The 10,336-nt window shown below is 71.9% G+C and carries 9 protein-coding genes; 5 read left to right on the forward strand and 4 right to left on the reverse strand.

All coding sequences use genetic code 11. The features are described 5' to 3' along the window. The coding region (gspN, locus tag D7V93_RS28065; RefSeq protein ID WP_120646311.1) for a type II secretion system protein GspN at positions 1 to 609 on the forward strand (609 nt) is incomplete at its 5' end. Positions 610 to 717: 108 nt separating this feature from the next. Next, complete coding sequence (locus tag D7V93_RS28070) at positions 718 to 2,349, forward strand: sigma 54-interacting transcriptional regulator (RefSeq protein WP_120646312.1); 1,632 nt, start codon at positions 718 to 720, stop codon at positions 2,347 to 2,349. A gap of 30 nt (positions 2,350 to 2,379) precedes the next feature. Here D7V93_RS28070 and D7V93_RS28075 read toward each other — a convergent pair whose 3' ends face one another. Beyond that, positions 2,380 to 4,332 (reverse strand): APC family permease, encoded by a 1,953-nt coding sequence (locus D7V93_RS28075; RefSeq protein ID WP_120646313.1) that lies wholly within the window; start codon positions 4,330 to 4,332, stop codon positions 2,380 to 2,382. A gap of 264 nt (positions 4,333 to 4,596) precedes the next feature. On the opposite strand from D7V93_RS28075, the gene D7V93_RS28080 reads away from it, so the two are divergent. After that, positions 4,597 to 5,112: an RNA polymerase sigma factor gene (locus tag D7V93_RS28080; RefSeq protein WP_120646314.1), complete on the forward strand. Its 516-nt coding sequence runs from the start codon at positions 4,597 to 4,599 to the stop codon at positions 5,110 to 5,112. A gap of 36 nt (positions 5,113 to 5,148) precedes the next feature. Here the strand turns inward: D7V93_RS28080 and D7V93_RS28085 are convergent, their stop codons facing one another. Further along, on the reverse strand, positions 5,149 to 5,805 hold the full coding sequence (locus D7V93_RS28085) for a DUF8685 domain-containing protein (protein ID WP_120646315.1): 657 nt from the start codon (positions 5,803 to 5,805) through the stop codon (positions 5,149 to 5,151). A gap of 1 nt (position 5,806) precedes the next feature. Then, a complete protein-coding gene (locus D7V93_RS28090; protein WP_120646316.1) occupies positions 5,807 to 7,987 on the reverse strand; it encodes a S46 family peptidase in 2,181 nt (726 codons plus the stop codon). Between the two features lie 144 nt (positions 7,988 to 8,131). Between D7V93_RS28090 and D7V93_RS28095 the strand changes: the two genes are divergently transcribed. Further along, a complete protein-coding gene (locus D7V93_RS28095; RefSeq protein WP_120646317.1) occupies positions 8,132 to 8,869 on the forward strand; it encodes a M50 family metallopeptidase in 738 nt (245 codons plus the stop codon). 16 nt (positions 8,870 to 8,885) lie between these two features. On the opposite strand, the gene D7V93_RS28100 is transcribed toward D7V93_RS28095, so the two are convergent. Further along, a complete protein-coding gene (locus tag D7V93_RS28100) occupies positions 8,886 to 9,545 on the reverse strand; it encodes an MBL fold metallo-hydrolase (RefSeq protein WP_120646318.1) in 660 nt (219 codons plus the stop codon). A gap of 111 nt (positions 9,546 to 9,656) precedes the next feature. Here D7V93_RS28100 and D7V93_RS28105 point away from each other — a divergent pair. After that, positions 9,657 to 10,336, forward strand: a 680-nt coding sequence (locus D7V93_RS28105) for a hypothetical protein (RefSeq protein ID WP_120646319.1), incomplete at its 3' end; no start/stop codon positions are given.

Consider the following 10,336-nt stretch of genomic DNA (forward strand, 5'->3'; position numbering starts at 1 on the left):
GCGATGGGCGGCACGGTGCACGTCACCGTGGGCGGCCTGAGCGGCACGTCGCTGGACGTGGACGTGGACGGGCTGCAGGCGGGCGGCGGCAACCTTCCGCGCTACACCGGCGTGGACATGGAGGGCACCCTCAACGCGAAGGTGTCGCTCAAGGCGCCGGGCACGCTCATCCGCGGCCAGGCCGTGGACTGGTCGCAGGCGACGGGCACCGTGGCGCTGGACACCCAGGGGCTCACCATCAAGGGAGGCAAGGCGGCCATCCCCATGGGTGGAGGCCCCGGGATGCCCATGGACCTGCCGCGCGTGGTGCTGGGCGAGCTGAAGGGCGACCTCCAGTTCGAGAAGGGCCTGGGCACGGTGAAGGACCTGAACCTCAAGAGCGAGGACCTGGAGGGCCTGGGCACCGGCACGGTGAAGCTGGGCAAGCGGCTGGAGTACAGCGAGCTGGGGCTCGACGTGCGGCTCAAGTTCGAGCAGGCCTTCCAGCAGCGGCTGGGGCCCCTGGCCCTCGCGGTGAACATGCTGCCGGTGGACCGGGAGAACCCGGGCTACCGCGGCGGCCGGCTCACCGGCATGGTGAGCAGCCCGCGCTTCGCGGCCAAGCGCTAGCACGAGGCTGGCCCTCTCCCATCGCCCGGCCCCGGGTTGATGCCCGCGCACGCGCCGTGTAAAGCGCTGCCCGCGGCCCCCCGGTGCGGGGCGTTGGGAGGGGTTGGAATGCCGGAGTTGGTGTTCTTCCGTCGAGGCGAGGAAGTGTTGCGGGTGGCGGTGGACCGGGCGCGGTTGGTGCTCGGTCGGGGCGACTCGAGCGACGTGGCCATTCCGGATCCGGAGGTGAGCCGCCAGCAGGTGGCCCTCCTGTGGGACGGGCAGCGGTGCCGGGTGGAGGACCTGTCCGGCAAGGGCACGAAGGTCGCGGGCAAGGTGGTGGAGCGCGCGGACCTGCCCGACGGCGCGGACCTGGAGCTGGGCCAGTGGCGCGCGGTATTCCGCCAGCACGGCGCCAGCGAGGACGCGGACCGGGCCACCGAGGCGGGCAGCACCACCACGGTGCAGAACCGGGACGCGCAGCGCTGGCAGGCCGCGCAGGTGCGGGTGAAGCAGGGCACCACGGAGACGGTGCACCGGCTCACCGGCGACAGCTTCACGGTGGGCAAGGACACCGGCTGCGACCTGGTGCTCCAGGACCGGTTCATCTCCGGCCGCCACCTGAAGGTGACGCGCCAGGAGGGCGTGTTCCACGTCGTGGACCTGCGCTCCACCAACGGCACGTGGCTGGGGCCCGTGCGCCTGTTCGAGGCGGAGGTGACGCTGCCCACCAGCCTGCGCGTGGGCGAGGCGGAGCTCATCCTGGAGGCGGTGCCCGCCGCGAAGAAGGAGGCGCAGGCCTTCCACGGCATCCTCGGCAGCGACCCATCGGTGCGGCAGCTCACGGACCTCATCCAGCGCGTGGCGCCGTCCACCGCGGCCGTCACCATCCTGGGCGAGTCCGGCACGGGCAAGGAGCTGGTGGCGAACGCGCTGCACGCGTGCTCGCCGCGCGCGAACCGGCCGCTCATCCCGGTCAACTGCGCCGCCATCTCCAAGGAGCTGATTGAAAGCGAGCTGTTCGGCCACGAGAAGGGCGCGTTCACCGGCTCCGTGGGCGCGCGCAAGGGCGCCTTCGAGGAGGCGGACGGCGGCACGCTGTTCCTGGACGAGATTGGCGAACTGCCGCTGGACCTCCAGGCGAAGCTCTTGCGCGCGCTGGAGAGCGGTGAAATCAAGCGCGTGGGCGCGAGCCGCCCCATGCACGTGGACGTGCGAGTGGTGGCGGCCACCAACCGCGACCTGCTGGCGGCGTCGCGCGAGGGGCGCTTCCGCGAGGACCTGTACTACCGCCTGTGCGTCGTCCCGCTGCACCTGCCGCCCCTGAGAAGCCGCCGGGGTGACGTCGTCGGGCTGGCGGAGCACTTCGTGCGCGCCTTCGCCCCGCGCGGGCAGACGGTGCGCTTCACGCCCGCCGCGTTGGACAGACTCCAGCAGCACGCGTGGCCGGGCAACATCCGCGAGCTGCGCAACGTGGTGCACCGCGCGCTGCTGTTGCGCAAGGGGCCGTCCATCGACGCGGGCGACCTGTCCTTCGACCAGGAGGTCAACCGCGAGACGGGCATCACCGTGCCGGAGCTGCCGCCGGGCATGACGCTGGAGCAGATGCTGGAGAAGCTGGAGCGGCAGATCATCGAAACCGCGCTGCGCCGCTTCAACAACAACCGCGAGCGCGTGGCCCGCGAGCTGGGCCTGGCCCGCTCCACCCTCTTCAAGCGCCTGAAGGACTGGGGCATGACGAAGCAGGACGAGCAGGAGTGACGTGCCGGGGGCGCCGCGCTCCGGCGCCCCCTACCAGCCGCCGGGGGGGTCGCCGTGCTCGGCGGCGGCCCAGGCGGAGTGCGGCGCGGTCTGCCCGGCGGTGCGCAGGTACCAGGGCACGCTGACCACCACCAGGCGCCGCTCGCCCGACAGCAGCAGCGCGCTGCGCATCAGCTCCGAGCGGCGGCCGTACAGCATGGCGCGGTACCAGCGCGCCTCCAGCAGCTCCGGCAGCACGATGGCGACGGTGCGGCCCGGCGCTTCCGCGAGCAGCGCGTCCAGGTAGTCCAGCAGCGGCCACACCAGCGCGCGGTACGGCGACGCCACGTGCACGAGCGGCGGCGGCGTGCGGCCGGCCTCCCGCAGCGGGACCTGGACGAAGTGCTGCCACTGGGAGTCCAGCTGCTGCTCGTCGGTGTCCCCGCTGCAGACGTGCACCGCGCGCACGTCGTCGCTCAACTCCAGCGCGAAGCGCAGCGCTGTCTCCGACGCGTGGGACCAGCGGTCCACCGGCACCACGGCGACGGGCGGCGGACCCGGACTCAGCCGCAGGGGCCGGCGCAGCTCCGTGGCGCGCCGCGTGCGCGCATAGGCGGCATGGACGCGCGACAGGAGCACGATGCCCGCGGGCACGAGGACGAACGCGGCCCAGCCGCCGTGCGCGAACTTGGACACGCCCACGATGGCCAGGGTGAGCGCCGTCATCACCGCGCCCAGGCCGTTGAGCATGCGGCGCCACCGCCAGCCCTGGGTCCGGTGCCGGTTCCAGTGCACCACCATGCCCGCCTGGGACAGCGTGAAGGCCATCAGCGCGCCCATGGCGAACAGGGGAATCAGCCGGTCGGTGATGCCCCGGCACGCGATGAGCAGCAGCGCCGCCAGCCCGGACAGGGTGAGGATGCCGCGCGACAGGGCGAGCCGCCGTCCCCGGTGGGCGAAGCCCGGGGGCAGGTAGCGCTCGCGCGCCAGCACCTGGCACACGAGCGGGAAGCCCGCGTAGCTGGTGTTGGCGGACAGCGCGAGCACGCAGAGGATGGCCGCCATGGCCACGTAGTAGAAGACGCCGCGGCCCATCACCGCGGCGATGAGCTGGGACAGCACCGTCTGGTAGCCCGCAGACCCGGGCGGCGTCGCGCCCACGCCATACACCCGGCACAGGAGCGCGATGCCCAGCAGCATCGTGACGAGCACGCCGACGATGATGCCCAGCGTGGCGCGCGCGCGGCGGATGGACGGGTCGCGGAACAGGGGCACCGCGTTGCTGATGGCCTCCACGCCCGTCATCGCCGTGCAGCCGCTGGCGAAGGCGCGGATGACCAGCCACGCGCTCACGGACGCGGTGGGCAGCACCAGGGGCGGCGGGGCCTGGAGGGGCGTCGCGTGGCCCGTGAGCAGCCTGGACACACCCACGCCCAGCACCACGGCGATGGAGCCGATGAAGAACCACGTGGGCACGACGAACACCGCGCCCGCTTCGCGCACGCCGCGCAGGTTCACCAGGGTGAGCAGCGCCAGCACCGCCAGGGCGAGGGGCAGCACGTGGGGCCGCAGCGAGGGGAGCGCGGACACCAGCGCGCCCACGCCCGCGGAGATTCCCACGGCCACGTTGAGCATGTAGTCGAGCATCAACGCGGTGGCGGCCAGCAGCCCCGCGCCCCGCCCCAGGTTCTGCCGCGCCACGGTGTACGCCCCGCCGCCGCTGGGGTACGCGGCGATGGTCTGCGCGTACGAGCCCGCGACGATCATCAGCAGCCCGACGATGGCGGCCGTGATGGGCAAGAGCAGCCACACGCCCGCGGGGCCCAGCGGCCGCAGCACGGTGAGGGCGGCCTCCGGCCCGTACGCGGCGGAGGACAGCGCGTCCAGCCCCAGCAGCGCCACGCCGGTGAGGACGCCCGTCTTCTCCTGCATCGCCTGGGCGCTGGTGAGAGGGCGCCCCAGGAGCAGGTCCACGAAGCCGTGGCCCGCGCGCCGCCGGGGCATGAACTGCCTCCTGCCCCCGATGTCGGCTGTCCGAGCCATGGCGCCCCCCTGGACCGCAAGGTGCGCACCGCGCGCGGCGGCGAGGCGGCGGGGCCCGGCCCCGTGAACGGTGTCCGGTGGGGCCTCCAGGGGGCTGGCCGGCCCGGGGCCCCGCCCGGGAGTCCCGGGGAACCGTCCGGCGGTGGCCCGCCACCTGCCCTCCAGGGTCATAGACCCTTCGTCGCGCCCATTCGTTCCAGGGGGAGCCACAGGAGACCGTCCGCCATGGGCCCGCACGCCGCCGTCCTCCCCTTCCCTTCCCTGAACGACCTCTACGCCCGGCATCGCACCCGGGCCCTCGCCATCGCCCGGCGCATCGTGGGGGACACCGACGACGCGGAGGACGTGGTGCAGGACGTCTTCCTGCGCCTGTCGCGGCAGCCGCCGGGGCTGGACGGCCGGGCGACGTGGACGACGTGGCTGCACCGGGTGATGGTCAACAGCAGCATCAACTGGCTGCGCGCGCGCAGGCGCCGGGAGCGGCTGACGCACGCGCCCCAGGAGATGGTGTCCCCGGAAGCGCACGCCATGGGTGAACAGATGCAGCGCCACTTCCACGAAGCACTGGAGGAGGTGAACCCCCAGCAGCGGCAGGTGCTCTACCTGCGCGAGGTGCGCGGCCTGGGCGCGGCGGAGATCTCCCGGCTCCTGCGCATCCCCGAGGGCACGGTGAAGAGCACCCTGCACCGGGGCCGCCAGCGCGCCCTCACCGTGATGGAGGAGCGCGGCCAGCGGCCGTGAGGCTCGGGGGAGACTCCGGGGCCATGGGGGCGGAGACTACTCGTCGCCCTTGCTGCCGACGAATTGATCCGCCTTGTCCTTGAAGAGGACGTTGAAGCTGGTGAGCGACCCGTACACGCGGGTGATGTAGCTCTGCATCTCCACCTTCTCCGCCTCGGTGAGCTTGGGGTGGGCGTTGAGCTTCTGCTCCAGCACGCGCAGGCGGTCGCGCACCATCGTGACCTTGTGGAACAGGTTGTCGATGGGCAGGTCCTTCGCCTGCAGCTCCGGGTTGCCCGGGACGAGGCGCACCGTGCCGCCCTCCCACTTGGCGGCGAGCGGCGGCTCACTGATGCCGGCGGCCTCCCGGAAGATGTCCATCAGCTCTTCGCGCGTCATGTTCAGCCCTTCCAGGTCCACCACGTCGTTGGGGTCCGCGCGCCGCCGCACCACCACGGGCGCCACGCTGCGAACGGGCGCCCGGCCCCGCGCGGTCACGACCACGGGCAGCGGGCTCGCGGAGCCCCGGGGCGCGTACTTGTCACAGATGGGCGCGGAGGGTGGGAACAGGCCGCGCGAGTTGTTCATGCGGCACGGCCCCACCCAGCCACGGTGATCCACGGAGTGCGGGCTCCACAGCTTGCAGTTGCCGCACACCCGCTCGTCGGGACGGAAGGTGGGAAGCGCTGGCAGCCCCTCTCCCGCGTCCGACATGTCAGCGCGCCTCCTTCACCACCGGCGAGGAGCTCTTGCGGATGTTGAGCTCGCGCAAGAGCGCGTCCGCGTTCTCGACCTGGTCGAGCTGCCAGAGCAGGTAGCGCACGTCCACGTTGACGTTCCGGGCCACGTCCGGATTGTAGCCGAAGTCGTTCGCGACGTTCTCCCACACGCGGTCGAAGTTCACGCCCACGAGCTCGCCCTTGCCGTTCACCGTGGGGCTGCCGGAGTTGCCGCCCGTGGTGTCCGCGTCCGACAGGAAGTCCACCGGCACGTCCTTCAGCCGGGGGTCCACCCACGGGCCGAACTTCTTCGCCTCCGCCGTCGCGCGCACCTTCGCGGGCGCGTTGAAGGGCTCTTCCCCGGAGTGCTTCTGGAGCATGCCCGTCAGCGTCGTCTGCGGCAGGTACACCGCCCCGTCGCGCGGCGCGTAGCCCTGCACCTTGGCGAACGACACGCGCAGCGTGCTGTTGGCGTCCGGGGCCACGGGCTTGCCCGCCTGCGCCATCACCGCCTTGCGCCACGCCGGCCGCAGCCGCGACGCCGCGCCCTGGCGCCGGTCCTTGGTGTCGTCCAGCGCCGCCTGCTCCTTCGCCAGGTCCAGCCCGAACGCGAGCAGCGGATCCTTGCGCGCGGCGAGCTGCGCGGGGGACTCGTCCGCCATCTTCATCCGCTCCGACTGCGTCAGCACCTTCGTGCCCGCGTAGAGCGAATCGATCTTCGCCGTGACGTCCTTCTCCACGTACGTCTTGCCGAAGTGGGTGTCCACGGCGGCGATGCGCTCGTCGGGCTTGAGCGCCTGCGCGCGCTTCACGAACGCGTGCAGGAGCGCCTTGTCCGCGGCGATGAAGAGGTTCTTCTGCTCGCGCTCCAGGCGGTCCTTGATGCGCGGCAGCTCGCGGTCCATGTACTCCGGGCGGCGCTCCAGGTCCGGCTTCGCGCGCTCCATGGACAGCCGGGCCACGGACGTCGCGAGCGCGGGGCCGCGCGCGAGGCGTCCGGACAGGCCGAGCAGGAAGTCGCGCTCGAAGGTCTTCGAGGCCGCCTGCTGCTCAGCGAGCAGGTCCTCGCGGGCCTTGAGAGCGTCGTTCCACTTCGCGCCGCCCTTCTGGGCCCAGGCGACGACGGAGGCCTCGGTTTCGCGCTGCTTCTCCACGATGCGGCCGCGCTGCAGGCCCTCCAGCTGGCCGCCCGCGTTCTTGTAGACGTTGTGCAGGCTCTTGAGCTGCGAGGCCACGGCGATCTTCCCCGCGGGGTCCTTCTCGCCTTCGGCCTCCAGCAGGCGGATGGCCTCGCCCAGCGCGTCGCGCACGCGGGGGTAGTAGCGCGCCTGGCGCTCGGCCATCTCCTCCGCGAGCAGCGTGCGGTAGGTGGTGCCCGGGTAGCCCAGCACCATCACGAAGTCGCCCGGCTTCACGCCCTGGGTGGACAGCGGGAAGAAGAACTCCGCCTTGTAGGGCACGTTCTTCTCGCTGTACGGGGCGGAGCTTCCGTCCGGCGCGGTGTACGCGCGGATGATGGAGAAGTCGCCGGTGTGGCGAGGCCAGGACCAGTTGTCCTCCTCGCCGCCGTACTCGCCCACGGCGCGGGGCGGCGCGTAGACGAGCCGCACGTCCTGCAGCTCCACCGCGTCCACCAGCGTGTAGTTGACGCCGCCGTCGAAGGTCGCGACCTGGCAGCGGGTGGCGGGGCGCTTCTCGCACTCGGCGACCAGCTCCTTCTGCTTGCGGTCGATGGCCTTGTAGCGCGCGAGGTCGTCCGCGCCCACGGGCACGGCGCCATTGATGTCCGCCGTCACGTCCTTGAAGCCGCGCGGCACCTGCACGCGCGAGCCCTTGCCGGGAAGCTCATCCCCCGGGCGCTTCGCGAGGAAGCCGTCGGTGATGAGGTCCTTCTGGGGGGAGCTGTGCTCCTGGATGATGGAGAAGGCGCAGTGGTGGTTGGTGATGATGAGGCCGGAAGCGGAGATGAACGACCCGGAGCAGCCGCCGGTGTTCACCGTGCCCGCCAGCAGGCCGGTGCCCCTTTTGGGGTCCCACAGCTTGCTGGGAGGAAGCTGGAGGCCCTGGGCCTTGAGCCAGGCGGGGCTCAGCTCCAGCACCTGCTGGGGGGTCCACTTCCCTTCCCCGGCCAAGGCCGGGGCAGCCACGAGCGACAGGAGGAGGAGCGTCTTCTTCATGGTGTCCCCTCCCTACTCCGTCCGGTTCCCGAGCGCGACCGTTCCGGTGTCGGGGGAAGGCGTTTTCGCGGAAGATGGACCGCCCCTGAATGTTCCGGTGTCTGTCCTGGTGTCCAGGCAGGCAGGGGTCAGAGGGAGCGAGCGATGCGGACGGCGAGCGGAGCCACACTGGATGTCGGGCGGCTGGTGCTGCTGGTGCTGCTGGTGGGGGCGTCCTGGTACTTCTGGTACTCGCCGCTGTTGTGGCCGGTGAAGGTGTTGGTGGTGATGATGCATGAAAGCGGGCATGCCATCGCCTCGCTGCTCGTGGGCGGGTCGGTGGACCGGGTTCACCTGCAGGTGAACGAGGGAGGCACCTGTTTCTCGCGGCTGCCGCCCGGGGTGTTCAACCGCATCGTGGTGTCCTCGGCGGGCTACCTGGGCAGCGCGGTGGCGGGGGCGCTCTTGATGCTGGCCACGTTCCGCTTCCGGCTGGGCCGGGCGGTGATGGGCGCGGCGTCGGTGTGGTTGGGGGTGATGGGCTTCTTCTACGCGGGGGACCTCTTCACCCTGGCGTTCTGCCTGGGGATGGCGGCGGCGATGGGGCTGGGGGCGCGCTTCCTGCCGTCGGGGGTGGTGGACGCGCTCAACCTGTTCCTCGCGGCCTTCACGGCGCTCTACGTCGTCTTCGATTTGCGCGACGACCTGTGGAACAGCGCGGTGCGGGCCCAGAGCGACGCGGCCATCCTCGCGAGCGAGACCTGGGTGCCGTCCATCGTCTGGGCGGCCCTGTGGACGCTCCTGTCGCTCCTGCTGCTCGGCGTGTCCGCGTACTGGGCGCTGCACGCGAAGCCCCAGGCCGGCGTGCGGATGCCGCCCGTCGCCCGGGCCCGGCGGGTGTGAGCGGGAAAGGGCGGCCCTACTTCCGCGGCCGCATCCGGAACGCCACGAACGACGCCATGTCCGGGAAGGCGAAGTACGGGTTCTTCTGGCGCACGGCGTCCATGCCCGCCACCGGCACGTCCGCGTAGTCGTGCCCCGGGAACAGGCGCGCGGAGTCCGGCACCTTCAGCAGCACCTGCGACAGCGAGCGGTACATCGCCTCCGGGTTGCCGCCGGGGAAGTCACACCGGCCACAGCCGTTGATGAACACCGTGTCCCCGGACACCAGCGCGTCGTCCGCCAGCAGGCAGTGCGAACCCGGCGTGTGCCCGGGCGTGTGCAGCGCCTGGAACGTGCGCGAGCCCACCGGCACCGGATCCCCCGCCTTCAACGGCCTGAGCGCGTCCCCGCCCCAGGTGCGCAGCTCGCGCGAGAACGCGACCTCCTCCGCCTGCGCGTACACCGGCACGTCGTGGCGCGACAGCAGCTCCGAAAGGCCGTTGATGTGGTCGCCGTGGCAGTGCGACACGAACGCGCCCACCACCCGCTTGCCGTCCTCGGCCACCGCCGCCTCGATGGCCGGCACGTCCCACGCCGGGTCCACCACCACCACCTCCGGCCCGTCCGCCGGCCCCACGAGGTAGACGAAGTTGTCCATCGGTCCCAGCTTGAGCTGGCGTACGAACGGCGTCGGCATGGCTGTCCTCCGTGCGAGCACTCTACTTCCAAGGCTTGCCGCCCTGGGCCCCTTCCCGTTGAATGCCCCTTTTCACGCGGCGCCGCCCGCCCCGCCAGGAGGTCTCCTTCCGTGAAGCGCCTGCCCACCCTGCTCGCCTGCACGCTGCTCGCCAGCGTTGATGCCTCCGCCGCGGGCCGCGGGAGCTCCACGTTCCGCTACAAGCCGACCCCGGACGAGGAACGCCCCGTCATCATCGACGCCACCATCGGGCCCCAGGGCAGCGACTTCGCCATGCGGCTGAAGTTCGACCGGATGCCCTTCGGCGACGAGTGCAAGCAGCGCTGCGCCAACGTCACCCTCTTCCTGGACACCGACGCCAGCGCCCAGTCCGGCCTCCACCTGCCCACGAAGGGCCCGGAGAACGGCGCCGACCTGGCCGTCGTCATCCAGGGCGTGCGTGAGTACAAGCGCCAGGACGCCCCCGCGGAGCTGAACCTGCGCGTGAAGGTGCGCCAACTGGGCTCCGACGCCAACAGCGCGGACGGCGGCGAGCTGCTCGCCGACCTCAACCACCGCCAGGACCCCGAGCGCGTCCAGACGGACGGCACCACCGTCTACCTGCTCATCGACGCCACCAGCGCCCTGCTGCCCTCCGCGAAGAAGGTGCGCGTCATCTACCACCCGTCCGGCGGCAAGCCCGTCCAGGCCACCATCAGCGGCATGCTAGGCGACAGCTCCGGCCGGGGCGTGCAGATCTTCAAGCACGGCAGCGGCAACTGGGGCCGCGCCCCCAACGCCGACCCCAAGAA

Origin of the sequence: Corallococcus llansteffanensis, assembly GCF_003612055.1 — a bacterium.
Classification (GTDB): domain Bacteria; phylum Myxococcota; class Myxococcia; order Myxococcales; family Myxococcaceae; genus Corallococcus; species Corallococcus llansteffanensis.

What these genes read in the sequence shown, in the direction of transcription:
- D7V93_RS28070 (WP_120646312.1), top strand. Translation starts at nt 718, where the DNA reads ATGCCGGAGTTGGTGTTCTTCCGTCGAGGCGAGGAAGTGTTGCGGGTG.
- D7V93_RS28075 (WP_120646313.1), bottom strand. Translation starts at nt 4,332, where the DNA reads ATGCCCCGGCGGCGCGCGGGCCACGGCTTCGTGGACCTGCTCCTGGGG.
- D7V93_RS28080 (WP_120646314.1), top strand. Translation starts at nt 4,597, where the DNA reads ATGGGCCCGCACGCCGCCGTCCTCCCCTTCCCTTCCCTGAACGACCTC.
- D7V93_RS28085 (WP_120646315.1), bottom strand. Translation starts at nt 5,805, where the DNA reads ATGTCGGACGCGGGAGAGGGGCTGCCAGCGCTTCCCACCTTCCGTCCC.
- D7V93_RS28090 (WP_120646316.1), bottom strand. Translation starts at nt 7,987, where the DNA reads ATGAAGAAGACGCTCCTCCTCCTGTCGCTCGTGGCTGCCCCGGCCTTG.
- D7V93_RS28095 (WP_120646317.1), top strand. Translation starts at nt 8,132, where the DNA reads ATGCGGACGGCGAGCGGAGCCACACTGGATGTCGGGCGGCTGGTGCTG.
- D7V93_RS28100 (WP_120646318.1), bottom strand. Translation starts at nt 9,545, where the DNA reads ATGCCGACGCCGTTCGTACGCCAGCTCAAGCTGGGACCGATGGACAAC.